Annotated in this window: 27 protein-coding genes and 6 tRNA genes; 20 read left to right on the top strand and 13 right to left on the bottom strand. The window is 57.0% G+C overall.

Annotation, left to right across the window (positions count from 1 at the left end; all coding sequences use genetic code 11):
* Positions 1-16: 16 nt before the first annotated feature.
* From ybeY to JYB84_RS13075, 4 genes are all read right to left on the bottom strand, one after another.
* Positions 17-478: an rRNA maturation RNase YbeY gene (gene ybeY, locus JYB84_RS13090; protein WP_207320491.1), complete on the bottom strand. Its 462-nt coding sequence runs from the start codon at positions 476-478 to the stop codon at positions 17-19.
* Positions 468-1,508 carry a PhoH family protein gene (locus tag JYB84_RS13085; protein ID WP_207320490.1) on the bottom strand — a complete coding sequence of 347 codons (1,041 nt, stop codon included), beginning with the start codon at positions 1,506-1,508 and terminating at the stop codon, positions 468-470. The genes ybeY and JYB84_RS13085 overlap by 11 nt, the downstream gene beginning before the upstream one ends.
* Before the next feature lie 188 nt (positions 1,509-1,696).
* On the bottom strand, positions 1,697-3,121 hold the full coding sequence (gene miaB, locus JYB84_RS13080; protein WP_207320489.1) for a tRNA (N6-isopentenyl adenosine(37)-C2)-methylthiotransferase MiaB: 1,425 nt from the start codon (positions 3,119-3,121) through the stop codon (positions 1,697-1,699).
* Between the two features lie 183 nt (positions 3,122-3,304).
* Positions 3,305-3,595: a hypothetical protein gene (locus JYB84_RS13075; protein WP_207320488.1), complete on the bottom strand. Its 291-nt coding sequence runs from the start codon at positions 3,593-3,595 to the stop codon at positions 3,305-3,307.
* A gap of 305 nt (positions 3,596-3,900) precedes the next feature.
* On the opposite strand from JYB84_RS13075, the gene JYB84_RS13070 reads away from it, so the two are divergent.
* The 9 genes from JYB84_RS13070 to JYB84_RS13030 all read left to right on the top strand — a co-directional run bounded on the left by JYB84_RS13070 (position 3,901) and on the right by JYB84_RS13030 (position 7,905).
* Positions 3,901-5,040: an FAD-dependent monooxygenase gene (locus tag JYB84_RS13070; protein WP_407696037.1), complete on the top strand. Its 1,140-nt coding sequence runs from the start codon at positions 3,901-3,903 to the stop codon at positions 5,038-5,040.
* A gap of 337 nt (positions 5,041-5,377) precedes the next feature.
* Positions 5,378-5,965: an aminoacyl-tRNA hydrolase gene (pth, locus tag JYB84_RS13065; protein WP_207320486.1), complete on the top strand. Its 588-nt coding sequence runs from the start codon at positions 5,378-5,380 to the stop codon at positions 5,963-5,965.
* A gap of 59 nt (positions 5,966-6,024) precedes the next feature.
* Positions 6,025-7,116: a redox-regulated ATPase YchF gene (gene ychF, locus JYB84_RS13060; protein ID WP_207320485.1), complete on the top strand. Its 1,092-nt coding sequence runs from the start codon at positions 6,025-6,027 to the stop codon at positions 7,114-7,116.
* Between the two features lie 187 nt (positions 7,117-7,303).
* Positions 7,304-7,380, top strand: a tRNA-Met gene (locus JYB84_RS13055).
* Positions 7,381-7,408: 28 nt separating this feature from the next.
* Positions 7,409-7,493: transfer RNA gene (locus tag JYB84_RS13050), tRNA-Leu, on the top strand.
* A 41-nt stretch (positions 7,494-7,534) separates the two neighbouring features.
* Positions 7,535-7,609, top strand: a tRNA-Gln gene (locus tag JYB84_RS13045).
* Positions 7,610-7,632: 23 nt separating this feature from the next.
* Positions 7,633-7,707, top strand: a tRNA-Gln gene (locus tag JYB84_RS13040).
* 1 nt (position 7,708) lies between these two features.
* A tRNA-Met gene (locus JYB84_RS13035) sits at positions 7,709-7,785 on the top strand.
* A gap of 45 nt (positions 7,786-7,830) precedes the next feature.
* A tRNA-Gln gene (locus tag JYB84_RS13030) sits at positions 7,831-7,905 on the top strand.
* A 267-nt stretch (positions 7,906-8,172) separates the two neighbouring features.
* On the opposite strand, the gene JYB84_RS13025 is transcribed toward JYB84_RS13030, so the two are convergent.
* From JYB84_RS13025 to lolB, 3 genes are all read right to left on the bottom strand, one after another.
* Positions 8,173-9,120: a ribose-phosphate pyrophosphokinase gene (locus JYB84_RS13025; RefSeq protein WP_207320484.1), complete on the bottom strand. Its 948-nt coding sequence runs from the start codon at positions 9,118-9,120 to the stop codon at positions 8,173-8,175.
* 68 nt (positions 9,121-9,188) lie between these two features.
* Positions 9,189-10,043 (bottom strand): 4-(cytidine 5'-diphospho)-2-C-methyl-D-erythritol kinase, encoded by an 855-nt coding sequence (ispE, locus tag JYB84_RS13020; protein ID WP_207320483.1) that lies wholly within the window; start codon positions 10,041-10,043, stop codon positions 9,189-9,191.
* Positions 10,036-10,677 carry a lipoprotein insertase outer membrane protein LolB gene (gene lolB, locus JYB84_RS13015; protein WP_228290774.1) on the bottom strand — a complete coding sequence of 214 codons (642 nt, stop codon included), beginning with the start codon at positions 10,675-10,677 and terminating at the stop codon, positions 10,036-10,038. The genes ispE and lolB overlap by 8 nt, the downstream gene beginning before the upstream one ends.
* 225 nt (positions 10,678-10,902) lie before the next feature.
* Between lolB and hemA the strand changes: the two genes are divergently transcribed.
* From hemA to JYB84_RS12970, 9 genes are all read left to right on the top strand, one after another.
* Positions 10,903-12,153 carry a glutamyl-tRNA reductase gene (gene hemA / locus JYB84_RS13010; RefSeq protein WP_207320481.1) on the top strand — a complete coding sequence of 417 codons (1,251 nt, stop codon included), beginning with the start codon at positions 10,903-10,905 and terminating at the stop codon, positions 12,151-12,153.
* A gap of 14 nt (positions 12,154-12,167) precedes the next feature.
* On the top strand, positions 12,168-13,259 hold the full coding sequence (gene prfA, locus JYB84_RS13005; RefSeq protein WP_207320480.1) for a peptide chain release factor 1: 1,092 nt from the start codon (positions 12,168-12,170) through the stop codon (positions 13,257-13,259).
* Positions 13,260-13,261: 2 nt separating this feature from the next.
* On the top strand, positions 13,262-14,113 hold the full coding sequence (prmC, locus tag JYB84_RS13000; protein ID WP_207320479.1) for a peptide chain release factor N(5)-glutamine methyltransferase: 852 nt from the start codon (positions 13,262-13,264) through the stop codon (positions 14,111-14,113).
* Positions 14,114-14,178: 65 nt separating this feature from the next.
* A complete protein-coding gene (locus JYB84_RS12995) occupies positions 14,179-14,577 on the top strand; it encodes a SirB2 family protein (RefSeq protein ID WP_207320478.1) in 399 nt (132 codons plus the stop codon).
* Positions 14,574-15,362 carry a transglutaminase family protein gene (locus tag JYB84_RS12990; RefSeq protein ID WP_207320477.1) on the top strand — a complete coding sequence of 263 codons (789 nt, stop codon included), beginning with the start codon at positions 14,574-14,576 and terminating at the stop codon, positions 15,360-15,362. Before JYB84_RS12995 ends, JYB84_RS12990 begins: the two co-directional genes overlap by 4 nt.
* A gap of 159 nt (positions 15,363-15,521) precedes the next feature.
* Positions 15,522-16,766, top strand: coding sequence for a DUF819 family protein (locus JYB84_RS12985; protein ID WP_207320476.1), 1,245 nt, complete (start codon positions 15,522-15,524; stop codon positions 16,764-16,766).
* A 161-nt stretch (positions 16,767-16,927) separates the two neighbouring features.
* Complete coding sequence (kdsA, locus tag JYB84_RS12980) at positions 16,928-17,776, top strand: 3-deoxy-8-phosphooctulonate synthase (protein WP_207320475.1); 849 nt, start codon at positions 16,928-16,930, stop codon at positions 17,774-17,776.
* Positions 17,777-17,862: 86 nt separating this feature from the next.
* Positions 17,863-18,732 carry a DMT family transporter gene (locus tag JYB84_RS12975; protein ID WP_207320474.1) on the top strand — a complete coding sequence of 290 codons (870 nt, stop codon included), beginning with the start codon at positions 17,863-17,865 and terminating at the stop codon, positions 18,730-18,732.
* A 91-nt stretch (positions 18,733-18,823) separates the two neighbouring features.
* Positions 18,824-19,069, top strand: coding sequence for a DUF2164 domain-containing protein (locus tag JYB84_RS12970; RefSeq protein ID WP_207320473.1), 246 nt, complete (start codon positions 18,824-18,826; stop codon positions 19,067-19,069).
* Here the strand turns inward: JYB84_RS12970 and JYB84_RS12965 are convergent.
* Entirely contained in the window at positions 19,038-19,964 is a 927-nt protein-coding gene (locus JYB84_RS12965) for a 2-dehydropantoate 2-reductase (protein WP_228290773.1), read from the bottom strand. The two genes, JYB84_RS12970 and JYB84_RS12965, sit on opposite strands and share 32 nt — an antisense overlap.
* A 1-nt stretch (position 19,965) precedes the next feature.
* Positions 19,966-20,325 (bottom strand): VanZ family protein, encoded by a 360-nt coding sequence (locus JYB84_RS12960; RefSeq protein WP_207320472.1) that lies wholly within the window; start codon positions 20,323-20,325, stop codon positions 19,966-19,968.
* A gap of 157 nt (positions 20,326-20,482) precedes the next feature.
* On the opposite strand from JYB84_RS12960, the gene JYB84_RS12955 reads away from it, so the two are divergent.
* A complete protein-coding gene (locus JYB84_RS12955; protein WP_207320471.1) occupies positions 20,483-20,968 on the top strand; it encodes a YajQ family cyclic di-GMP-binding protein in 486 nt (161 codons plus the stop codon).
* On the opposite strand, the gene JYB84_RS12950 is transcribed toward JYB84_RS12955, so the two are convergent.
* The 4 genes from JYB84_RS12950 to JYB84_RS12935 all read right to left on the bottom strand — a co-directional run bounded on the left by JYB84_RS12950 (position 20,965) and on the right by JYB84_RS12935 (position 24,092).
* Positions 20,965-22,374 carry an AmpG family muropeptide MFS transporter gene (locus JYB84_RS12950; RefSeq protein WP_207320470.1) on the bottom strand — a complete coding sequence of 470 codons (1,410 nt, stop codon included), beginning with the start codon at positions 22,372-22,374 and terminating at the stop codon, positions 20,965-20,967. The two genes, JYB84_RS12955 and JYB84_RS12950, sit on opposite strands and share 4 nt — an antisense overlap.
* Positions 22,375-22,497: 123 nt before the next feature.
* Positions 22,498-22,824, bottom strand: coding sequence for a hypothetical protein (locus JYB84_RS12945; protein ID WP_207320469.1), 327 nt, complete (start codon positions 22,822-22,824; stop codon positions 22,498-22,500).
* 90 nt (positions 22,825-22,914) lie between these two features.
* Positions 22,915-23,496: a peptidylprolyl isomerase gene (locus JYB84_RS12940; RefSeq protein ID WP_207320468.1), complete on the bottom strand. Its 582-nt coding sequence runs from the start codon at positions 23,494-23,496 to the stop codon at positions 22,915-22,917.
* 17 nt (positions 23,497-23,513) lie between these two features.
* Positions 23,514-24,092, bottom strand: a complete 579-nt coding sequence (locus JYB84_RS12935) for a YajG family lipoprotein (RefSeq protein WP_207320467.1) — start codon at positions 24,090-24,092, stop codon at positions 23,514-23,516.
* A 192-nt stretch (positions 24,093-24,284) separates the two neighbouring features.
* Between JYB84_RS12935 and JYB84_RS12930 the strand changes: the two genes are divergently transcribed.
* Positions 24,285-25,322 (top strand): DUF2804 domain-containing protein, encoded by a 1,038-nt coding sequence (locus JYB84_RS12930; RefSeq protein WP_228290772.1) that lies wholly within the window; start codon positions 24,285-24,287, stop codon positions 25,320-25,322.
* Positions 25,323-25,341: the final 19 nt, after the last annotated feature.

The raw sequence follows: 25,341 nt of genomic DNA, 5'->3' as shown, positions 1-25,341 counted from the left end.
TCGGCTACTGGGCCGATTATAGCTCCTGGTAAGGGTCAGCAAAGCCAAGGCCCTGAAGCAGCTCTGTTTCCAGTGCTTCCATTTCTTCGGCCTCGGCGTCTTCAATATGGTCATAACCTAGCAGATGCAGGCAACCATGTACAACCATGTGAGCCCAATGGGCTTCCAAGGTTTTGTGTTGTTCAGCCGCCTCATTCTCGACGACCTCGGCGCAAATGACAAGATCGCCAAGCAGTGGCAGTTCCACACCCGGCGGTGCTTCGAACGGAAAAGACAACACATTGGTGGGTTTGTCCTTGCCACGGTAGCTGTGATTAAGGCTGCGGCTCTCGTCACTGTCCACCAAACGAATGGTCAGTTCGGCCTGTGGCAGTGTGTTGCCGAGCGCGGTGCGAACCCAGAGTTCAAACTGGGCTTCGCTCGGAACTTGCGTGCTGGTGCAGGCGTTTTGCAGATCCAATTCCAACTCAAGACTCATTTTGACCGGGCTCCGTTAGCAGATTGTCCTTGCGGTCCTTGATGGCCTGCATTTTCTGCTCGTGTTCTTCGTAGGCCTCAACAATGCGGGCCACCACGGGATGACGCACCACGTCCTTGGATTGGAAGAAGTTGAAACTGATTTCGTCCACATCGCCCAGCACTTCGATGGCGTGGCGCAGGCCGGATTTTTGGCTGCGGGGCAAGTCCACCTGGGTGATGTCACCTGTGATAACCGCCTTGGAATTAAAGCCGATACGGGTCAGGAACATCTTCATCTGCTCCACCGTGGTGTTTTGGCTTTCATCGAGGATCACAAAGGCATCGTTGAGGGTGCGACCGCGCATATAGGCGAGGGGGGCAATCTCAATCACGCTGCGCTCAATCAGGCGCTCCACCTTTTCAAAACCGAGCATTTCAAACAGGGCATCGTACAGGGGCCGCAGATAGGGGTCGACCTTCTGACTCAAATCGCCGGGCAGGAAGCCGAGCTTCTCACCGGCTTCCACCGCAGGGCGGGTCAGCAGTATGCGGCGCACTTCCTGACGCTCCAACGCATCCACGGCGGCGGCCACCGCCAGATAGGTCTTGCCGGTACCGGCCGGGCCTATGCCGAAGGTAATATCGTGGCGCACTATGTTGGCCACGTACTGGGTCTGGTTGGGATTGCGCGGCTTGACCACGCCGCGGCGGGTCTTGATGTAGTGTTCCCGGGCCTCGTCCGAGTTATCTTCGGCTTCCAGGGCTATGGCTTCCTGGATGGCGATGTGCACCTTTTCCGGTTCGAGATCCGGAGTGCTGCCCTTGACCGGCGCGGTTTCCACATACAAGGACTTGAGCAGATTGTTGGCGGTCAGACAGTTGCGCGGCAGGCCAACAATCTGGAAGTGGTTGTTGCGGTAGCTTATCTCCACGCCGATGCGGCGCTCGAGTTGCTTGAGGTTATCGTCAAAGGGGCCACAGAGGGATGCCAAACGGCGGCTGTCTGCCGGCTCCAGATAGAGATTCATGGTAGTGAGTTTACTGGCCAAATATTGCTCCGGCTCTTGATAAGGTTGTGTTCGCGACCACCTCGGGTGGCAATGCGGGTCTATGCCAAATATACCGCTTTTTGCCCCGGCCATGCAAAGCGCCATGTTAAGCAAAGGGCGGCCTTGGGCCGCCCTGGGATTTGACTTGGGTGCGGGATGAGGTCCCACCCTATGTGGCTATTGCTTTATCAAGGGATAAACTTGCTTACGCCCAGGGCATCGTCCTGCTGGCGCTTGGCCAGTATGTCTTCCGGACGCAGGCTGCGGCGCAGATCCATTTCATCCTCACCGCGGATAAACTTGCCGCGCAGGGAGTTGGTGTAGACATCAACGATTTCCACATCGACAAAGCTGCCTATGTGCTTGGGTTGGCCTTCGAAATTTACCACCCGGTTGTTTTCGGTGCGGCCACGCAGTTCCATGGGGTTCTTCACCGAAGGGCCTTCCACCAGGATGCGCTGCACAGTGCCCAGCATCTGGCGGCTGTAGCGCATGGCTTGGTTGGTGATCTTGTCCTGCAGCTGTGCCAGACGCTGTTTTTTCTCTTCCATATCGACATCGTCCGGCAGATCCGCTGCCGGGGTGCCGGGACGGGCGCTGTAGATAAAGCTGAAGCTGTGGTCGAAGGCCACATCCTCAATCAACTTCATGGTGTCGTTGAAGTCATCCTGGGTTTCACCGGGGAAACCTATGATGAAGTCCGAGCTAATCTGAATGTCCGGACGGGCCTTGCGCAGGCGGCGGATGATGGACTTGTATTCAATGGCCATGTGGCCGCGCTTCATGGCGGTGAGGATGCGATCCGAACCCGATTGCACCGGCAGGTGCAGGAAGCTCACCAGCTCAGGGGTGTCCTCGTAGACATCTATGATGTCCTGGGTGAATTCAATCGGATGGCTGGTGGTGAAGCGCAGGCGGTCGATACCGTCGATGGCGGCGACGTAGCGCAGCAGTTCGGCAAAGCTGCAAATCTCGCCGTCATGCTTGGCACCGCGATAGGCGTTAACGTTCTGACCCAGCAGGTTGACTTCACGCACCCCTTGCTCCGCCAGTTGGGCGATTTCAAGGATGATGTCGTCCATGGGGCGACTCACTTCCTCGCCGCGGGTGTAAGGCACCACGCAGAAAGAGCAGTACTTGCTGCAACCTTCCATGATGGATACGAAAGCGGTGGGGCCTTCGGCGCGGGGCTCGGGCAGGCGATCGAACTTTTCAATCTCGGGGAAGGAGATGTCGATTACCGCCTTGTCGCCATTGCGGACCTGTTCAATCATGTCGGGCAGGCGGTGCAGGGTCTGGGGACCGAAGACTATATCCACACATTGGGCCCTGTCCTTGATGGCCTTGCCTTCCTGGGAGGCAACGCAACCGCCGACACCGATAATCAGGTTGGGGTTCTTGTCCTTCAGGGTCTTCCAGCGACCCAATTGGTGAAACACCTTCTCCTGCGCTTTTTCGCGAATGGAACAGGTATTGAGCAGCAGAATATCTGCCTCCTCGGCCTCTTCGGTCAAGGTGTAGCCCTGATATTCGCCAAGCAGATCGGCCATCTTGGATGAATCGTATTCGTTCATCTGACAGCCCCAGGTTTTGATATGGAGTTTCTTACTCATCGGTGCGTCGCTCTAGGAACCCATGGGAAAAATAGCGCGACATTTTACCCCCTGCGCCCGGTCATGGCTAGGCGCAGGGGGTAAATAGTATGAATTATGATCCTGCCGGGGGCTGGTCCCGTCGACCTTGGCAGGCAAAAGCTGTCAAGACTCAAGGGCTTGTCAGCCTGTAATACTCACAGTTCAATTTCGCCGGGCGGTAAGCCAATCCGATTGGGACGGGTATAGGCGAGTGTCAGCAACACCATTGTGAGAAAGATAATGGCTCGCCATGGCCCGGCTGCTGGCCCTGGATTGGGCGAGAATATCCTGCGCCAGCTCAAGGCGGAAAAAGCTTATGGTTTCCGTGGTCTGTTGATATAGGGCATAATCCAGCGGACTGCGGTAGGTGACCGTCAGGGTTTCCATTTCGGGTGCAGCCATTGCCTGGCCGCTTATGCCCGCCAGCAGTGTCAGGGGTAACAGGATATTCATGTTGAACCTCGCTCTTCCTTGATGATGTTTGGTGGACCATGGGCCCCGTCTTTTTATTGGACATCGCCAGTATAGGAAGGCCTTGGCAAAGGAAATGTGGCCGAATGTAAGGGGTTATGACCAAACCCGCTTTTGGACACATTTGCAGACCTTTGCCCACTCTTTATTTACAAAAAATATTTACAAGCAGTAGTTACAGCAGCAGACCGGGTGAAGGGACAGTGACAGTGACAGCGACAACGACCGCAACAGATAGCGTGCAGCAGGACGTGGTGATCCAGGACGTGGTGATCATAGGTGCCGGCATGGTGGGAGCGGCGACGGCCATAGGCCTGGCCAAACTGGGCCTGGCCGTGACCGTCATAGAGAATCAACCTCTGGCGCAGTTCGACCCGCAGCAAGCTTTGGATGTGCGGGTGTCGGCCCTGAGCCTGGCGTCGGAAACCTTGCTGTCACGTCTCGGCGCCTGGGAGCATATCAAGGCCATGCGCACCGCCCCCTATCTGGGACTGGAAACCTGGGAAATGGAGGGCTTTATCACCCGTTTTCATGCCAGTCAGTTACAGCAGACTCACCTTGGCCACATAGTGGAAAACCGCGTGGTGCAGCTCGGCTTGTGGCAGGCCATGGCTGAGTTCGACAATCTCAGCCTGAGGTTGCCCACCAAGGTGGAGCGCTTTAGCAGAAATGCCGACGGTATAGAGGTGGTGCTCGAAGATGGCACTGTATTGCACACCAAGCTGCTCGTCGGTGCCGATGGCGCCAATTCCAGGGTGCGCGACTTTGCCGCCATTGGCATCACGGCCTGGGATTATGACCAATGGGCCATGCTGATCAATATTGCCACCGAAACCGGGCAGCAGGATGTGACCTGGCAGCAGTTCACTCCGGCAGGCCCCCGCTCCCTGTTGCCGCTGCCGGGCAAGCACGCCTCTTTGGTGTGGTACGACAGCCCGGCGCGCATCCGTCAGTTGTCACAGCTGTCCAACAGCGCCCTGGCGCAGCAAATCCGTACCCACTTCCCATCGCGGCTCGATCCCGAATTTGAGGTGCTGGACAAGGGCCACTTCGCCCTGACCCGGCGCCATGCCCAGAGATACTACAGGCCGAATCTGGTGCTCTTGGGGGATGCCGCCCATACCATCAATCCGTTGGCGGGGCAGGGGGTAAACCTGGGGTTCAAGGATGTCGAAGCCCTGCTGGCCGTGGTGAGCGAGGCCCAAAAAGAGGGCGACTCTTGGTATAGCGACGCCGTGCTGGGCGAATATCAGCAGCGCCGATACCGCGATAACCAAATCATGATGACCGCCATGGACAGCTTTTATGCCGGTTTCAGCAATGACCTGTTGCCACTGAAACTGGCCCGCAACGCGGCCCTGCGCCTGGCTAATATCGACGGTCCCCTCAAGCGACGGGTGCTCAAATACGCCCTGGGATTGGGCTGAGACCTCCGGTTGGGGGAATTAAGCTGGCCTTTGGGGATCTGAAATTGGCCGTTTTCCTTGAGGGCAGTTTACATACTCAAATCCTAAAGACTGGTATGCAATGGGGCTTTGGGTATCTGAGATTGGCCGTTTTCCCGGAGGGTGGTTTATGTCCTCAAATCCTAAATACTGGTATGAACCCGGGCTTTGGGTATCTGAAATTGACCGTTTTCCTTTGTGTGTGGTGAAGCAGTCTGGTCCTTAACGCTGGAATAGACACTGTCTTTGGGTATAAAATGCGCCGTTTTCCATTCCCGGTGGCGGCTTTGCCGATGCTGGGCAATTAAGATTGCAGCAGATGAGTGAGATTAAACTGATCGTCGGCCTGGCCAATCCGGGCGCCGAATACGCCCAGACCCGTCACAATGCCGGGGCCTGGTATGTCGAGGAACTGGCGAGAATCGCGGGTGTGAACCTGGTGCCCGACAGCAAATACTTTGGGCTCACTGCCAGGGCCATGCTGTGTGGCAAGGATGTACGCTTGCTGATCCCCAGCACCTTTATGAACCTCAGCGGCAAATCCGTGGCGGCCCTGGCCAATTTCTTCCGGATTGAACCGGAAGAAATACTGGTGGCCCACGATGAGCTGGACATGGATCCCGGGGTGGCCAAGTTTAAGCTGGGCGGTGGTCACGGTGGCCACAATGGCCTCAAGGACATCATTGCCCGCCTGGCTAACAACAAGAATTTTTATCGCCTGCGGATAGGCATAGGTCATCCGGGCGACAAGACCAAGGTCAGCGGCTATGTGCTCGGCAAGGCACCTGCCGCCGAGCAGGAAAAGATTAACGCCGCCATAGACGAAGCCGTGCGCTCAACCGAGGTGCTGTTCAAGCAGGACATGCTCAAGGCGATGCACAGATTGCACAGCTTCAAGGCCGAATAAATTTACAGTATTAACAGTACCGGGATTTGTCCCGGATCAGAGAGAGAAAGGGTTTTATTATGGGTTTTAAATGCGGGATTGTGGGTCTGCCAAACGTCGGTAAATCAACGCTGTTCAATGCTCTGACTCAGGCGGGCATTGAAGCGGCCAACTTTCCGTTCTGTACCATCGAGCCCAACACCGGCGTGGTACCTGTGCCGGATCCGCGTCTCGACGCCCTGGCCGAAATAGTCAAACCCGAGCGCGTGTTGCCGACCACCATGGAGTTTGTCGACATCGCCGGCCTGGTGGCCGGTGCCTCCAAGGGTGAAGGTCTGGGTAACAAGTTCCTGGCCAACATTCGTGAAACCGATGCCATTGGGCACGTGGTGCGCTGCTTTGAAAACGACAACATAGTGCACGTGGCCAACAAGGTCGATCCTGCCGGCGATATCGAAGTGATCAACACCGAGCTGGCCCTGGCGGATCTGGACAGCGTCGAGCGCGCCATACTGCGTCAGCAAAAACGCGCCAAGGGCGGTGACAAGGATGCCAAGTTCGAAGTCGAGGTGCTGGAAAAGCTGCGCCCCGTGCTGGATGAAGGCAAGATGCTGCGCACCCTGGAGCTGTCGAAGGAAGAGCTGGAGGCCGTGGCCTACCTGAACCTGCTGACCCTCAAGCCCACAATGTACATTGCCAACGTGGCCGAAGATGGTTTCGAGAACAACCCGCACCTGGATACAGTGCGTGCCATTGCCGCAGCCGAACATGCCGTGGTGGTGCCCGTGTGTGCCGCCATCGAATCCGAGCTGGCCGAGATGGATCCTGAAGACCGCGACGAGTTCATGGCCGAACTGGGCCTGGAAGAGCCTGGCCTGGATCGCGTGATCCGCGCCGGTTACGAGCTGCTGAACCTGCAGACCTATTTCACCGCCGGGGTGAAGGAAGTGCGCGCCTGGACAGTGGAAGTGGGTGCCAGTGCGCCTCAGGCCGCCGGTAAAATTCACACCGACTTCGAGCGTGGCTTTATCCGTGCCCAGGTGATTTCCTACAACGATTTCATCTCTTATCGTGGTGAGGCCGGTGCCAAGGAAGCCGGTAAACTGCGGGTGGAAGGCAAGACCTACGTGGTCAAAGACGGCGACGTGATGCACTTCCTGTTTAACGTCTAAGCCAAGGTCTAAGCGCCTGTGGTGGGCGGCATTTGTTGGCATTTGCCTAACTGTTGCCCGCTTTGGTGAAGTATTAGACGAACGGCGTGTCGGGGGCGATTTTCAGTAAAAAAAGCAGTTGACCTGCCAGAACTGAATCAGCATAATACGCCCCGTTCCTCGCCAAGAGGGACTGTAAAAACGTAGTGGCTATGTAGCTCAGCTGGTTAGAGCACAGCACTCATAATGCTGGGGTCGCAGGTTCAAGTCCCGCCATAGCTACCATCCTCTCATGATGTAAACTTGAGACTAAGCGGGAGTGGTGAAATTGGTAGACACGCCAGATTTAGGTTCTGGTGCCGCAAGGTGTGAGAGTTCAAGTCTCTCCTCCCGTACCATTTGAACTGGGCTGCTGCTTAGTTCAGGAAAATAAAGCAGGTGGGGTATCGCCAAGCGGTAAGGCACCGGGTTTTGATCCCGGCATTCCAAGGTTCGAATCCTTGTACCCCAGCCATCCTTTACGCTTCCAAATCTTATTGGGGTATCGCCAAGCGGTAAGGCACCGGGTTTTGATCCCGGCATTCCAAGGTTCGAATCCTTGTACCCCAGCCATGGCTATGTAGCTCAGCTGGTTAGAGCACAGCACTCATAATGCTGGGGTCGCAGGTTCAAGTCCCGCCATAGCTACCATATATTTTCGGAAGGTGCGCAGCGCGTATTGTCTGAAACCCAAATTGGGGTATCGCCAAGCGGTAAGGCACCGGGTTTTGATCCCGGCATTCCAAGGTTCGAATCCTTGTACCCCAGCCATATAAAAAAGCCCGTCAATGACGGGCTTTTTTATTTTCCCTTATCCATCCATTGCAAATAGCCTCGGTCATATCTTGGTATGACGATAAGGCCCCCGGTGCGCCGCTGAAGCGTTTTTACGGCATTGCCTCTTCAGTATGGCTTTGAGCTTAGCCAAGGCCGCAGGCTTGGTTTGTGGGCCCAATTCGGGGTGACAAGATTTAGAGCCAATTTCGAGCCAATAAAAAACGCACCCCTGGGGGTGCGTTTTATCATCTATCGCCAGTATTAATGCTGGAACATGGCGGAGATGGATTCTTCGTTGCTGACGCGGCGGATGGCTTCGGCCAGTACCGCTGACATGGTCAGCTGGGTCACCTTGCCCACCTGCAGCATTTCTTCGCTCAAAGGCACAGTGTCGGTCACTATGACTTCGTCGATAACTGAGTTCTTGATGTTCTCGGCGGCCTTGCCGGAGAACACGGGGTGAGTGGCGTAGGCGAATACGCGGTTGGCGCCGTGCTCTTTCAGGGCTTCGGCGGCCTTGCACAGGGTGCCACCTGTGTCGATCATGTCGTCGACTATGATGCAGTCACGGCCTTGTACGTCACCTATGATGTGCATAACCTGGGCAACGTTGGCCTGTGGGCGACGCTTGTCGATGATGGCCAGATCGGAATCGTTCAGCAGCTTGGCCACGGCGCGGGCGCGAACCACACCGCCGATGTCCGGAGATACCACTACAGGGTTGTCCAGTTTCTTGGCAATCATGTCTTCCAGCAGTACTGGGCTGCCGAACACGTTGTCCACCGGTACGTCGAAGAAGCCCTGGATTTGCTCGGCGTGCAGGTCACAGGTCAGTACCCGGTCAACACCCACGCTGGAGAGGAAGTCGGCAACCACTTTGGCAGTGATAGGCACACGGGCGCTGCGTACACGGCGATCCTGACGGGCATAGCCGAAGTAGGGGATCACGGCGGTGATACGGCCGGCGGAGGCACGACGCAGGGCATCGACCATCACTATGAGTTCCATCAGGTTGTCATTGGTTGGCGCACAGGTGGATTGGATGATAAAGACATCGGCTCCCCGTACGTTTTCATTGATCTGGACACTGATTTCACCGTCGCTGAAACGGCCTACCTCAGCCTCTCCAAGTTTGCAAAATAAACGGTCGGCAATCTTTTTTGCGAGACTGGGGGTAGCATTCCCAGCAAAGAGCTTGATGTCGGGCACTGTAAGAACCTCAGGCGTTTGCTTGATATTGTAATAACCATGCCAGGCGGATCGACATGGATGAAAATTCAGAGTTGAACGCGTCTCAACTCCAAGGGCGAACGATTTAGTCCTTTTGCAACAAAGCCTTGCAAGTTATCAGGCTTAAGGGCCAGCGCCTCGAGCGCGGCTTGCTGCGTAGCGAACTCCCCGAACACGCATGCACCGGTTCCGGTCATTCTGGACGGCGCATATTCTAGCAGCCAGCTCAAGGCATTGGCAACTTGGGGGTATTTGGCTTGCACCAGCGCCTGGCAGTCGTTATGCCATTGGCCGGCGAGGAGACTGCCTTGGTCCAACTTGGGCGTATCACGCACCAGCTCAGGGTGTTGGAAGATTTCGGCCGTTGAAACATGCACATCCGGCACCAGCACCAGATACCAGGGCTCGGGCACAGTCACGGCCTGCAACTTTTCCCCCACGCCTTCGGCAAAGGCGGTCACTCCATTAATAAAAACAGGCACATCCGCGCCGAGTTTCAAGCCCAGCGCCATCAGCTCCTGCTTGCTGAGCCCGGTTTGCCACAGTTCATTGAGGGCCACCAGGGTCGTGGCGGCATCGGAAGAGCCACCACCCAGTCCGCCGCCCATGGGCAGGCGTTTATCGAGCCAGATCTCGGCGCCGCCTGGATAACCCGTATGGAGCTTGAGTGATTTTGCGGCTTTGAGAATTAAGTTATCGCTGTCCGCAACAACCGGGCCCATGTTGCTGTGCAGCTTTAGCTCATCCTTGGTGGTCGGCTTAAAGTCCAGCCAGTCACAGTGATCGATGAATTGAAACAGGGTTTGCAACTCGTGATAACCATCGGCGCGGCGGCCGGTGATATGCAAAAACAGGTTGAGCTTGGCCGGGGCCGGCCAGGCCAGTGAGGGAGCATTAGCCATGGGAAGGCTCCTTGGGAGACGTCTTGGGGCGGGCCTGGCCAGGGGATGCAAGTGCCTGCCACTGGTTTATCTGGATTTTTATCCGTGACTTGGGATGGAGCAGGCTCAGGGCCCGGGGCACCCAGGCGCCGCTTTGCTGCTGCCAGCTTTGGTATCTGATTTGCCAGCCGCTGGCCTTGTGTTCAATCAGCTCGGGGCGGCCGGCGTCATCCAGGGTCAGGCTGTCATCTGGATGGCTTTGTCCGGTGATCCACAGGGGTAACTCTTCCAGGGGCAGGGGCCAGCCGCTCAGGCGCTCAAGCAGTTCTGCCGCACTGCGGCCCTGGTATTGCTTGCCATCAAGTTCCAGCTCGGCGCCCCGGGTATCCTGGGTCAGCAGCAGCACTGTGGTGCCCAGCATGCTGGTCAGGCGCAGTTCTTCCCGGTCGGGACCGTGCAGCCAGTAGATATTGGTACTGACATTATCGGCATCTGTCTTGACGGCTATCTTGCCCTTGAGCTCCCAGGCTCGGGCCTTGGCGGCGTCGTCGACATCAACCGGCAGCAGGTCCTGTGGCGGTGTGATGCCGCAACCACTCAGGGCCAAAGACATGACCCAACACAGGGCGATGGTGAATTTTGTGAAACGGCTCAAATTAATCAACTATGACAGAAGTGAATAAATTCTTATGATACGGGGGCTTGTTAATAATACCAATGCCCGCGGTCTGTAAAATAGGCCGCAGCGTGCCAGAACCGGCAGCCAAAGGGTAAAAATCGGTCCTTCATCGCGCTTTTGTTAAGAGGATTCTGTTTTTACCCCGGTCATTTCAGTAGAATGGCGCCATTAAATGCGTCGCCCAGAACCAGAACGAGTCAGATGAGCCTTGTAGCAATCGGGATTAACCATAAGACGGCCACGGTGGATTTGCGTGAGAAAGTCGCTTTCTCACCGGACAAGATCCATGACGCCATGCGCAGTCTCGCCAGCTGTACAGCATCGGGCGAGGCCGTGATAGTGTCGACCTGCAACCGTACCGAGTTGTACTGCAATCAGGCTGACAAGGCCGACGTGCTGCGCTGGCTTGAAAGTTACCACAACCTGCAGCACGATGAAGTCTCACCCTGTGTCTATTATCATCAGGGCCAGGAAGCGGTACGCCACTTGATGCGGGTGGCCTGTGGTTTGGACTCCCTGGTGCTCGGCGAGCCACAGATCCTGGGGCAGGTGAAACAGGCCTTCGCCAACGCCAAAGAGGCCGGTACAGTGGCCGTGACCCTGGACCGCTTGTTCCAAAGCACTTTTTCCGTGGCCAAGAAGGTCCGCACAGAAACCGAAATCGGCGCCGCTGCCGTGTCTGTGGCCTTCGCTGCCGTCAGCATGGCCAAGCATATTTTCTCGTCCCTGAGCAGTACCAAGGTGCTGCTCATCGGTGCCGGCGAAACCATAGAACTGGTGGCCCGTCATCTTAAGGAAAACGGGGTCGACTCCATGGTGGTGGCCAACCGCACCATAGAGCGAGCCCAGGCCATGTGCGCCGAGTTCGGTGCCACCGCCATTACCCTGTCGCAGATACCGGATTTTCTCCCCAAGGCCGATATCGTGATATCCTCTACCGCCAGCCCGCTGCCTATCCTTGGCAAGGGCATGGTCGAAAAAGCGCTTAAGCAGCGTCGCCATCAACCTATGTTATTGGTTGATATAGCAGTTCCCAGAGATATTGAAGCCGAGGTCGCCGAATTGGACGACGCCTTCCTGTACACTGTGGACGACCTGCAAAGCATCATTGAACAGAATATGGCCTCCCGCAGAGAGGCGGCCGAGCAAGCAGAAGTGATAGCCCAGGAACAGTCCTTCCTGTTTATGGATTGGATCCGTTCCCTGGAGACAGTCGACAGCATCCGCGAATACCGCGATGCCAGTATGGCGATAAGAGATGAGCTGGTGGAGCGTGCCCTCAACAAGCTGGCGCAGGGGGCAGACAGTTCGCAGGTAATGCTGGAACTGGCCAACAAGCTGACCAACAAGCTCATCCATGCCCCGACCCAGGCGCTGTCGGCGGCAAGCCGTCAGGGCGATCTGAACCAGATAGGGCAACTTCGCAGCGCGCTTGGCTTGGACAAACACTAAGGTTTTAAAGCTCCATGAAGGAATCCGTGATCCGCAAGCTGGAAGGCTTGCTCGAGCGTAATGAAGAAGTGATGGCGCTGCTCAGCGATGCCAGCGTTATTTCGGATCAGGAGCGTTTTCGCGCCCTGTCCAGGGAATATGCCCAGCTGGAAGAAGTGGTCAAGGGTTTCAAGGCCTTCCAACAGGCTCAGGCCGATCTCGACACCGCCAAGGACATGCTGGAAGAGGACGACCCCGAGCTCCGGGAAATGGCCCAGGAAGAGCTGAAAAGCGCCCGTGCCACCCTGGAAAGGCTCGAAGGCGAGCTGCAGATCCTGCTGCTGCCCAAAGATCCCAACGATGATACCAACGCCTTCGTGGAAATCCGCGCCGGTGCCGGTGGTGACGAAGCTGCTATCTTTGCCGGCGATCTGTTCCGCATGTACAGCCGCTATGCCGAGGCCAATCGCTGGCAGGTGGAAATCATGAGTTCCAACGACGGCGAACACGGTGGCTACAAGGAAATCATTGCCAGGTTCAGTGGTGATGGTGTTTACGGCAAGCTCAAATTTGAATCCGGTGGCCACAGGGTACAGCGGGTACCGGAAACAGAATCCCAGGGCCGGGTACACACCTCAGCCTGTACCGTCGCCGTGCTGCACGAAGTGCCAGAGGCTGAGGCCATCGCCATCAATCCGGCCGAGCTGCGTATCGATACCTTCCGCGCCTCGGGTGCCGGTGGTCAACACGTGAACAAGACAGACTCTGCCATCCGTATCACCCACTTGCCCACAGGCACTGTGGTGGAGTGTCAGGATGAGCGCTCCCAGCACAAGAACAAGGCCCGCGCCCTGTCGGTACTGGCTGCCCGTTTGCAGGCGGCCGAGGACGAGAAGCGCCGCAGCGCCGAAGCGACCACCCGCCGCAACCTGGTGGGCAGCGGCGATCGCTCAGAGCGCATCCGCACCTATAACTTCCCCCAGGGGCGGGTGAGCGATCATCGCATCAACCTGACCCTGTATCGCCTTAGCGAGGTGATGGAGGGCGACCTTAACGCCCTTATCGATCCCGTGATGCAAGAGCATCAGGCGGATCTGCTGGCGGCACTGGCGGACGAGCAGGGCTGATTTTGACCACCCAAGCCACCATAGGCGAGGCCCTGCAATGGGCCTTCGTGCAATTGCAGAACGTCAGCGACTCGGCCAACATAGATGCCGAAACCCTGATGCAGTATTGTCTCGGCAAACCCCGCAGTTATCTCTATGCCTGGCCCGAGCGGGCCCTGACCCAGGAGCAGTGGAAGCACTTCGAGCAGATGGTGCAGCGCCGTGCTCAGGGGCGCCCCGTGGCCCATATTGTCGGTGAGCGCGAGTTCTGGTCCTTGCCCTTTATGGTCAATGACAGCACCCTTATTCCCCGTCCCGACACGGAAATTCTGGTGGAAACCGCCCTCAATCTGACCTTGCCGGACAATGCCCGGGTGCTGGATCTGGGCACGGGCACAGGTGCCATTGCCCTGGCACTGGCGTCCGAGCGTCCACATTGGCGCATCACGGCCCTGGACAAGGTCGAAGATGCGGTGGCCCTTGCCATGGCCAATCGCGAAAATCTGGGCCTGTCCCGGGTGGAAATACTGCAAAGCGACTGGTTCGGCGCCGTCAAGGATAGAGACTTTGACCTGATAGTCTCCAATCCACCCTATATCGATGAGCAGGATGAACATCTGAGCCAGGGCGATGTGCGCTTTGAGCCCATCAGTGCCCTGACCGCCGCCGATGAAGGCTTTGCCGATCTGTTCCATATCGCGGCCAACGCCCGCGACTTCCTCCGTCCCGGCGGTTATTTGTTGCTGGAGCACGGTTACGCCCAGGCGCTGGCACTGCGGGAACGCCTGACCGAACTTGGCTATGACAAGGTCGCCACCGTGCGGGATTTTGGCAGCAATGACCGCTGCACCCTGGGGCGCTGGCAGCCCCGATAGCCCTTGGTATCCCATCGCCGATTAAGGTACACTAGCGCCTTTGTCGGTTACTGCCTTGAGATGCAATGGAAACTTTTTACAGCATGTATCCTGCCGTTAAGCACCTGCACCTGACCCTGATTGGCGTCAGCGTGCTGTTTTTTATGGTGCGCTTTGTAATGAAGATGCGCGAGTCCGCCCTGCTTGAACGTAAGCTGTTCAAGGTGGCGCCCCATGTGATAGACACCTTTCTGCTGCTGTCGGGCCTGACCCTGTGTCTGCTGATCAAACAATACCCCTTTGTCGACACCTGGTTGACCGAGAAGATCATGGCGGTGGTGGCCTATATACTGCTGGCCATCATGGCGATGAAATCCAATCGCGGTAAACTGTTCCGCTCTTTCGCCTTTCTCGGCGCCCTGGCCTGGGTGGTGTATGCCGCCAAGATGGCCCATTTCAAACAAGCGATTCTGCTGGCTTCATGAGTGATTTTTGTCTCGATAGCGGGATTTCCCTGCCGGAAACCCCGCTGGCTGTTATTGAGCATTTGGGACTGGGCGACAAGGCCCAGGCCCAGTGGGCATGGTACGAATTATCCGGCGCGGTACTGAGCCACTACCTGGTGGATCAAACCCAAAGATTCAAGGCGCTGCTGAACTGGTTTTACCGGGATTTGGGTTTCAGCTGCCACAGCGATTACTTCGGTCTTGATGCCGCCAACTTCAGCCTGTGCCTGCACCGGCGCCAGGGCAACAGCACCTGCCTGGCCGTGATACTCATGTTGCTCGGCAAACAGCTGGATCTAAAACTGGATGCCCTGCTGCTGCCGGGCATGACGGTTCTGGTTTGGCGCCAGGGCAAGCAACCCCTGTACCTGGATCCGCTGACCGGCGAGCTGCTCAGCCGCCAACGCCTGCACGCCATAGTGCGCGGAGAGCTGGGCAACAGCGCACCGTTCAAACCCACTTATCTGAAGGGCGCCACGGTTAAGCAACTGCTCAGCCGCATGCTGCACGAGCTCAAGGCCGGTGCCATAGTGGCCCATAAATTTGAGGCGGCGCTGGAGTGTTGTAATCTTTTGATGCAGTGGTATCCGGAAGATGCCAGCCTTAACCGCGAGCGGGCCTTTATCGCTCAGCAACTGGGCGCCATTCAGGTGGCGGTCAGCGATCTGCGCCACTTTATCGATATGAGCCCCCACGATCCCGTGGTGGAACTGGTGAAGTTGCAGCTGCGTGAGCTTAAAGAACAACAGCAGATACTGCACTGATATTATCGATATGAGCACCATGCAATATCCCCTAGTAGAGCTGGTGAAACTGTGCTTGTGTGAGAGTTGCGAGAGCTGAAGGAACAGCAGCAAATATTGCACTGATAGATTTCATATAAATAACGAAAAACAACAAAGATAAGCGAGGGAGACAGCCCAATGACAGGTACCGCCTTGGTCACCAATGATGCCACCGGACTCGGTATACTTGCCGCCATTCTCGGTTTTGTGTTTTACACCAACAGCAGCGCCCATCCCTTCTGGCAAAAGTTTTATCGCTACATCCCGGCACTGTTGCTGTGTTATTTCCTGCCATCCCTGCTCAATACCTTTGGCGTGATAGATGGTGAGAAAAGCCAGCTGTATTTTGTGGCCTCCCGCTACCTGCTGCCGGCCTGTCTGGTGCTGCTGATCCTGAGCGTGGATCTCAAGGCCATCATGGGGCTGGGGCCCAAGGCGGTGATCATGTTCCTCACCGGCACCCTGGGGATAGTCATAGGTGGTCCCATTGCCTTGCTGGTGGTCTCTGCCTTTGATCCGTCCCTTACCGCTGAGCAGGGGCCAGACGCCGTTTGGCGTGGCATGACCACACTGGCGGGCAGCTGGATTGGTGGCGGCGCCAACCAGGCGGCCATGAAGGAAGTCTACGAAGTGGGCGGCAACATTTTCTCCGTGATGGTGACTGTGGACGTGTTGGTGGCCAACGTCTGGATGGCTGTGCTGCTGTTTATGGCCTCCAAGGCCAAGGATATTGATGCCAAAACCGGTGCCGACACCCGTGCCATTGAGACCCTCAAGGCCAAGGTGGAACAATACCATGCCGAGAACGCCCGCATTGCCAGCACCCGCGATCTGATGCTGATGGTGGCCGTGGGCTTTGGCGTGACAGGCCTGGCGCACCTGGCGGCCGATTTCCTCGGCCCCTGGTTTACCGTTAATTACCCCTGGACCGAAGACTACAGCCTGACCTCGAAATTTTTCTGGCTGGTGGTGTTGGTGACCACCATAGGCTTGGCGCTGTCCTTCAGTCCGGTGCGTCATCTTGAAGCCGCCGGTGCCTCCAAGGTCGCTTCGGCCTTCCTTTATGTGCTGGTGGCCACCATAGGCCTGCACATGGATGTCAGCAAGGTGCTCGATACCCCGATTTACTTCCTGGTGGGCATCACCTGGATGCTGGTGCATGCCGGCTTTATGTTGCTGGTGGCCAAGCTTATCCGCGCACCGCTGTTTTACATGGCGGTGGGCAGTCAGGCCAATGTCGGCGGCGCCGCATCGGCCCCCGTGGTAGCCGCGGCCTTCCATCCGGCGCTCGCGCCCGTGGGGGTGTTGTTGGCGGTCTTTGGCTATGCTTTAGGCACTTATATGGCCTGGCTCTGCGGTCAGATTTTGCAGATAGTAGGTTGAGCGGGACAGCTTTGTAGCAGCTGACTGTTTTTGGCCATGCTTTAGGCATCTATTATGAAGGCTTGGCTCTGCGGTCAAATCCTGCAAGTGGTGGGTTGACGAACAATCGAATGTCACTGCGGCCATGACGACTGGCCGCGTTTTAATTTTGTGAGGTGGTGATGAGTAATAAAACTATCCAGCTGGGCAACATTGCCATAGCCAACGACAAGCCCTTTGTGCTCTTTGGTGGCATGAACGTGCTTGAGTCCCGGGATCTGGCCATGAGCATCGCCGAGACCTATGCCGAGGTGACCCAGAAGCTGGGGATCCCCTATGTGTTCAAGGCCTCCTTCGACAAGGCCAACCGCTCATCGGTCAATTCCTACCGTGGTCCCGGCATGGAAGAAGGGCTGAAAATCTTCCAGGAGATCAAGGATACCTTCAAGCTGCCGCTGATCACCGATGTGCATGAACCCTATCAGTGCGCCCCCGTGGCCGAAGTGGTGGACATCATCCAGCTGCCGGCCTTCCTGGCGCGGCAAACGGATCTGGTGGTGGCCATGGCCAAGACAGGCGCCATCATCAACGTCAAGAAGCCGCAGTTCCTGGCGCCACACGAGATGCGCCACATCATCAAGAAGTTCAACGAGGCCGGTAACGACAAGATCATTCTCTGTGAGCGCGGCAGCTGCTTTGGTTACAACAACCTGGTGGTGGACATGCTGGGCATGGATGAGATGAAGCAGAGTGGTTATCCGGTGATCTTCGATGCCACCCACGCGCTGCAGCGTCCGGGCGGTCGTGAAGAGTCCGCCGGTGGTCGCCGTGCCCAGGCCACCGAGCTGGCCCGCTCAGGTATGGCGCTGGGTCTGGCGGGACTGTTTATCGAGGCCCATCCGGATCCGGACAATGCCAAGTGTGACGGCCCCTGCGCCCTGCCGCTGCACCAGCTGGAAGCCTACCTGACCCAGATGAAGGCGGTGGACGATTTGGTGAAATCTTTTCCAGCTCTGGATACCAGTAAATAAGTCTCGGCTTTTACTTGCTGTGATATGCTCAAACGCCCGGCCTAGCCGGGCGTTTTGTTTTCAGCCTTTCACCGGAGCAATAGTTGATGTGGGTATTTCTCACCCTGATGGCCGCCTTTATGCAGGCCTGGCGCAATGCCTTCCAAAGCCGGCTCAGCCGCGAGGTGGGGGTGGTGGCCGTGACCCTGGCACGTTTTATTTTTGCCGCGCCGCTGGCGGGCTGTTATCTCGCCGCCCTCTATCTTTGGCAACCTGCGCCCCAGCCCCAGGTTTCATCCGCAGTCATAGGCTATGTCTCCGGCGCGGCACTGGCGCAAATTCTTGCCACGGCGCTGATGGTGCGCCTGTTCAAGCTGCAAAACTATGCGGTCGGTGCGGGTCTTGCCAAGAGTGAGGCTTTGGTGGCCGCCATCCTTGGGATGTTGTTCTTCGGCACCCAACTGAGCTTGCTGGGTTGGGGCGGGGTACTTATAGGCACTGCGGCGGTATTTCTGCTCAGCAATAAAGTTAGCGGCAGCCTGTCTCTGGGCACCTTGGGCCTGGGTCTTGCCTGCGGCACCAGCTTTGCGCTGACCTCCCTGTGGGTGCGCGAGGCGAGCCTGGCGCTGGCCCTGCCATTTCCCCACAGTGCCGCCTGGGTGCTGCTGGCGGTGATCCTGCTGCAGTGTTTGTTGCTGCTGGCTTATCTGCTGCTGTTCCAGCCCCATCAATTGCTGGCCCTGTGGCAAAGGTGGCGCCTGACCCTAATCATCAGTGCCTGCAGTTGTTTGGGCTCCATTGGCTGGTTCAGTGCCATGTCGCTGACCGCCGTGCCCTATGTCAAAACCCTGGGGCAGGTGGAAGTGTTTTTCATGATGCTGGTGTCGCGCTTTTTTCTGCGTGAGCCGGTGAAACGTGCCGAGCTGCTGGGCTTGGTGCTGATCGCCCTGGCGGCGATTCTGGTGATGTGGAATTAACCAGGAGTATTGGTAAGGGACCTTAATAAGGGACTTAAGCAAGGCACATTAACAAGGGGCTTAAATAAGCGAAATGAACAAGGAGCAATAGATGGCAAAGATAGAGTTTCCGCCAGAGCAGAAGGCGCGGCTGGTGGCCAAGTTGCAAAGCTATCTGGACCGGGAGCTGGAGGTGGAGCTGGGCCAGTTTGATGCCGAATTTATGCTGGATTTTATCGGACGTGAGTTTGGTGCATATTTTTATAACCAGGGCCTGCAGGATGCCCAGGCCATGATGCTGTCGCGTTTGGAGACAGTATCCGAAGCTATCTGGGAGTTGGAGCTGCCTTTGGGCTAAGGGCGTTGATTCGGTTAACCAATTCCTGATTGACCGGCAGCGTCAGCCCATGGCGCTCGGCCAGGGTGAGCAGAAAGCCGTTGATGGCATCTATCTCGCTGCGCCGCCCTTGCGTCACATCCTGGTACATGGAGGAAAAGTTGGCCGCGGTCAGTTCAATCACCTTGTAGATACGCTCCAGCAGCACTTCCCGCTCCAGCCTTATGCCTTCAGCACCGGCCACCAGCAGCAGTTCATCGACAATCGCGCTTATGGTGGCGGCGAATCGAGGTTCGGCCAGCACGCCGTTATTGACCCGCTCCAGCGCCGTCAGCGGATTGATGGCGGCATTGACCGCCAGTTTGTGCCACAGGGCGGTTTCGATATCATTACACCATTCACTGCCAGGCACTGTGAGCAGCCTTTGCCTGAGATCGTTGTCCAACTCAGGGCCACAGAAGTGGCCATATTGGGTCAGGCCTGTGCCTGTTTGCCTAACCTCAAAGGGGCCCAAACGCAGGGCGCCCTGGCTGGTGGTGCCCAGCAGCAGCCCTCGGCCGCCAAGTTTTGGCTGCAGCGCCTTATGGGGGCCCATGCCGTTGTGAAGCAACAGCAGCTGGCAATTATGGGGCAGTTTGTCGAGCAGACTGTCCAGGGCCTCTTCTACCTGATATGCCTTGAGGGTGACTATCAGCAGTCTCAGTCCCTTGAGGGCGTCCGGGGTGACATCTGAGAGGGCCAACATGGGCAGCTTGAGGGAGTGTTTCTTGTCGGCGCAACGCAGCTGCAAATGGCACTGGGGCTGAGCTTCGCGGCCTATCAGAATCAGCAGGTCCGGCAACAGCTTGTCGCCACAGAGCTGGTGCGCCAATAGCTGGCCGATGGCCCCCGGGCCCAGGATGGCGATATCGGCCAAGTTACTGCTCCAGCTTAGCGGCGCGGCGATAGCGCTGGTACAGCCACAGACAAATGTAGAAGGCGAGTACGCCGGCCATATCGGCCGCCATGTCGCCCCAGGAGGCGCTGCGGTAGGGCAGACGGGATTGCACCGCTTCAATCAGGCCGGCATAGGCGCCAAGTGCCAATGTCAGTTGCGGCCAATTGGGTCTGAACGCCAATTGGGTCAGCCAGGCGAGCAGGAAAAAGCTGCCGAAATGGCCGACCTTGTCGATATTAGGGATGGTTTGCGGGTAGTTGGGCTTGGAAAAAACCAGGTAGCTTATCACCAGCACGGCGAGCAGCAGGACCCATTTGAAAAATGTCTGGCTGTTGTTCACAAATACGGTTCGTCAGGGAGACTCTGGCGGTCATGATAGGGAAATGTGCAGCCGCTGTCATTGAAAATTCGATGGCAGTGGGCACTGCGCGGCTACACACTTTGGCCTTCAGGGGCTACACTATCGCCGGTTTGTGAATAACAGGGTAAAGAGAGCCATGCCTTCATTTGATATCGTTTCCGAAGTAGATGCGGTGGAGCTGAAAAACGCCGTGGAAAACACCCGCCGTGAAATGGACAGTCGTTTTGACTTCCGTGGCGTCGAGTATTCAGTGGATTTCAAAGACTTCGTTGTGATTCTCAAGTCAGAGTCGGACTTCCAGTGCAAGCAGATGGTGGACATACTGCGGGGCCAGCTGGCCAAGCGCAATGTGGATGCCAAGGCAATGGATGTGGAAGACAAGATAGTGCACACAGGCAAGACCTTCGCCCTGAACGTCAAGTTCAAACAGGGCATTGAGCAGGATGTGGCCAAGAAGCTGGTCAAGCTTATCAAGGACAGCAAGGTCAAGGTTCAGGCGCAGATCCAGGGTGACTCGGTGCGGGTTACCGGCAAGAAGCGCGACGATTTGCAGGCCATCATGGCCCTGGCCCGTGGTGCCGAGTTGGGCCAGCCGTTTCAGTTCAACAACTTCCGCGATTAAGCACAGTCCTGGTTGCTCACTTGAGTTTCATCCCCGGCCCGCTTCTGCGGGCCGTGTTTTTGTACCAGCCACACCAGCAGCAATACCGGCAGGCCGATAAGACTGGCGCTGACAAAGAAATTCACATAGCCATAGGCATCAACCCAGGCGCCGGAAAAGCCGGCAATAAACTTGGGAAACAGCAGCATAATGGATGACAGCAGCGCGTATTGGGTGGCGCTGTAGCCCGAGCTGGTCAGTCCCGACAGGTAAGCGATAAAGGCCGCCGTGGCGATGCCGGCACTGAAGTTGTCCACCGAAATGGCGAAGGTCAGCAGGGGCACGTTATGGCCCACCATTGCCTGCAGGGCAAACAGCAGATTGGTGGTGGCCACCAGCAGGGCACCCAGGAAGAGGATTTTCATGGTGCCGTAGCGGGCCAGCAGCACGCCGCCAAAGGCCGAACCCACCAGGGTCATAATCAGCCCATATACCTTGCTGATAAAGGCGATTTCCTCCTTGGAAAAGCCCATATCGACGTAGAACACGTTGGCCATGATCCCCATGACTATGTCGGAGATCCGGTAGCAGGAAATCAGTGCCAGGATCAGCAATGCATGCCAGCCGAAGCGGCGGAAAAAGTCGATAAAGGGCAGGGCCACGGCTCGGTACAGCCAGGCACCGGCCCGCGCCATCAGGGGATTGCAGTTTGCGCTCAGGCGGGCGCGCATCGCCAGCTCCTCATCGCTGGCCTGATGGGTGTCGGTCACCGGCTCTTTTGCCAGCAGGGTGGTGATAATGCCGATGCCCATCAATACCGCCATCACCAGATAAGCGGTTTGCCAGTTGGCCAAATGGTAGCTGTCATCTCCGGGGGAGACCCAGGCCGCTATGCTGAGCGCGCCGGCGGTGGCCACTATCATGGCGCTGCGGTAGCCCAGTTGGTAGGCGGCGGCGAGGGCGGCCTGCATATTTTCCGGCGCCGATTCGATACGAAACGCATCTATCACTATGTCCTGGGTGGCCGAGGAGAAAGCCACCAGCAGGGCAAAGATTACCAGATGATTGAGGTGTGTCAGGGGATCGCTCATGGACATGCCGACGATGGCCGACACCAGGATAAGTTGCGAGAACAGCATCCAGCCGCGGCGGCGCCCAAGCCAACGGGAAAACAGCGGCAGTGGCATTCTGTCCACCAAAGGTGACCAGAGCCATTTGAAGGCGTAAGCCAGGGCAATCCAGCTGAAATACCCTATGGCGGTTCTGTCTATGCCCGCTTCCCTGAGCCAGAAGGACAGGGTGGAGAACACCAACATCAACGGCAAACCGGCGGAAAAGCCCAGTGACAACATGACGAGCACCCGCTTGTGGCGGTAGACGGACAGGGCATCCCGACAGCGGGACCAGGTGTGGGCAACGGGGAACATGGCGACCATGGCAAGCAAATGATGGCCTAGGATAACCGAATACCGCAGCAGTTTTCCAAGTACCTGTTAGAAAAAGACCCGCCGTTGCCGGCGGGTCTTGGGGACAGCAGGGTGAATGCGGTATCAGCCGGGGCGAACCCCGTGACAGCCAGATGGCAACTGGCCACCAATACTGAGGTATTCACAACAATCCTGGATCTGCCTGCGCAGAAACTGATTGCCACGGATCACCCAGTCGGGCCAGCGATCGAAGCTGTGCATCAGATACCAGAACACCCGTTCCACATCGGATTGCGCTTCGCCCTGGGGATTGAGCTGTTGCCATTCCTCCAGGGTATCCCATAAATACAGCTGGATTTCGCGGTACTCAAGCTGGTCACTCAAGAATGCTCGTCCATACTGAGCCAGTTGGGGCGCTTTGCTGTCGATGAATGCAGATGTCTCTGTCATCGTATCGCCTCCTTTTTGTAGCAATTCCAGTATAGACAGCAAATCCGAGTCTATGCTCAAATTTTTTTAAGGTTTGGCTAACCCAAATTTTTATGGGCGGGGCAGCAAAGTGGCGCGCTTGAGAACCACAGGAGTCACCGGCACATCGGGCCAGCCCAGCTTGGCATTGTCCTCTGTGGGGACCTGTGCCATGGCCTGCAGCACCTCGGCGCCTTCCACCACTTCACCGAATACGGCATAGCCCCAGCGGCGCTTGGACGGATCCAGCTTGGTGTTATCCGCGACGTTGAAATAAAACTGGCGGGTGGCCGAATGGGGTTCATTTTCCCGTGCCATGGCTATGGTGCCGAAGGCATTGGACAGGCCGTTGCCGGATTCATTGACTATGGGCTTGTCTTCTTTTTTCTCTTCCAGCTTAAGATCCAGACCACCGCCCTGGACCACGAAATCGGGGATGATGCGGTGGAAAATGGTGTTGTCATACTCCCCCTTCACCACGTAGGTGAGGAAATTATCCACTGTGATAGGCGCGCGGGTGCGGTCAAGTTCCACCACTATCTTGCCCATGCTGGTGTCCAGCTCAACCCTGGGATACAGGGTGTCCGGTTGAATGTCGATGGCATTGGCGACAAAGGCTGAGGCAGCCAGCCACAGTGCGAGTATCCATTTCATGGCTTTTCCTTATTTTATCAGCGGGTTAAAAATTGATGCAGCTCAGAGTCGTTGAGTATGTCGGCACTGAGTTTGGTGATCAGCTTGTTCAGCTCCAGCTCAAGGGTAGCGAAGTCGGCACTGAAGGGACCCTTGAGGGTGCCGCGGGCCGTGTAGCGTTTGCTGAAATACTGCTGCTCATTGCCGCCGCCGGGACGGCGAAAGGCCATCACGCTGATCACCAGATTGCTGTTGGCTTCGAAGCCGAAGGTGCCTTCGTTGACATCGGTCAGCAATTGCTCCAACTGGAACTCAACGCTGGTGTCTGAGCCGGCCCCGAATTGATAGCCGGCCTTGGTCAGTCCCTGGCGCAGCAAGTCCTCTATCTGGGCCTGGGGCGATTCACCCGGGGCCACCAGTCTGGCGGCCTTGCCGTCTTCGTTGATGCGGACAATAAAATTGGCCTTGCGGTTGTCAACCGTGCTCAGGGTCAGTAACTGACCCACTGCCACGGATTTGACCGCCGGCAGTTCCGGACTCAGGGCTATGTAAGAAGGTTGACTTGCACAACCGGCAAGCAGCACGGCAGCGAGCAGGGCGGGAAGAGTGGCTTTCATGAAAATCCTTATGGGCCGGCAAATAAATTGGCATCAGGATACCAGATTTGTTTCAGGCTTCCAGCGCGGGGCAGTAATAGCCTTTGCAGCATATTTTTAACATTTGTAGCTGGAGGGGCTTCAATCCACCTTTGTGACGGGTTAGAGTTATCATTCGATTTTGAAACCGCCTGGTAAAAGGACGACAGGATTGTGACCGCAGCGCACACTTTGGTGACCCATGAACAACTGGATTGTCTGCTGAGCAAGGGCGGCAAGCCGCGCTTTGGCCATTTTGACCTGCCACCACGCAGCCTGGGCAGTGGAGACTTTCCACTGCACAACGAGATGGACAAACCAGTGTCGCGCCTGGGACGGCATTTCAGCTTCAAACAATTCGAATTTGTCGCCATCCATACCCCAAGATATGTGCTGGGACTGGCGATAGCCGATATTCGCTACCTTGGCAGCGGCTTTTGCTATCTCTATGACAAAAGCGCCGCCAAGCTGTACCAGAAGCAGTGGCTGCGGCCGCCGGTGGCAAGCTACCAGCTTGGCGAGTCGCCCTGGCAGGGAGAGAGCGCCATGGGGCCGGTGCGCTTTTACCGCGACCAGGGCCTGTGGCGGGTGCTTTTGGATACGGATATCCAGGGGCGGCAGGTGAGGGCCGAACTGGAGCTCAGGCCCATGCCCCTCAGTTTGCCCATGGCCCTGTGCAGCCCCACGGGCTACAGCGGCTGGACCTATACCCAGAAGCACAATGCCCTGGCAGTTGGCGGCAGCCTCAGTGTCAATCACGAACCCCAACTCCTGGGGCGGGCGCTGGCGGGATATGATTTTTCGGCGGGCTATATGCGCCGGGAAACCAGTTGGCGTTGGGCGTCCATTAACGCCTGGCTCGGTGAGCACACTTTGGGGCTCAATCTCGCGGCCGGGGTCAACGAAACCGGCTCCAGTGAAAACGTACTCTGGCTCGACGGTGTGCGTCAGCACCTGTCGCCGGTACACTTCGACTTTGATCGTCATGCCGGGGAGGACGGTTTATGGCGCATCTGGTCGGAGCGCAGTGAGCTGGAACTCAGTTTCCGCCCAGAAGCCTGTCGCAAGGAGAAACTCAATCTGGGGCTGCTGAAAAGCAACTTTCGTCAATATCTGGGCCATTTCGACGGCTGGGTGGTCGATACCCAGGGCAAGAAACATCAACTCAAGGCGGTGCCCGGACTCACGGAAGATCACTTCGCCAAATGGTAATCACACGCAAGGAATCCTG

The sequence above is a fragment of the Shewanella cyperi genome (genome assembly GCF_017354985.1).
GTDB lineage: Bacteria > Pseudomonadota > Gammaproteobacteria > Enterobacterales > Shewanellaceae > Shewanella > Shewanella cyperi.
The sequence above is the reverse complement of the archived record's forward strand: the minus strand, read 5'-3'. Positions and strand labels throughout refer to the sequence as shown.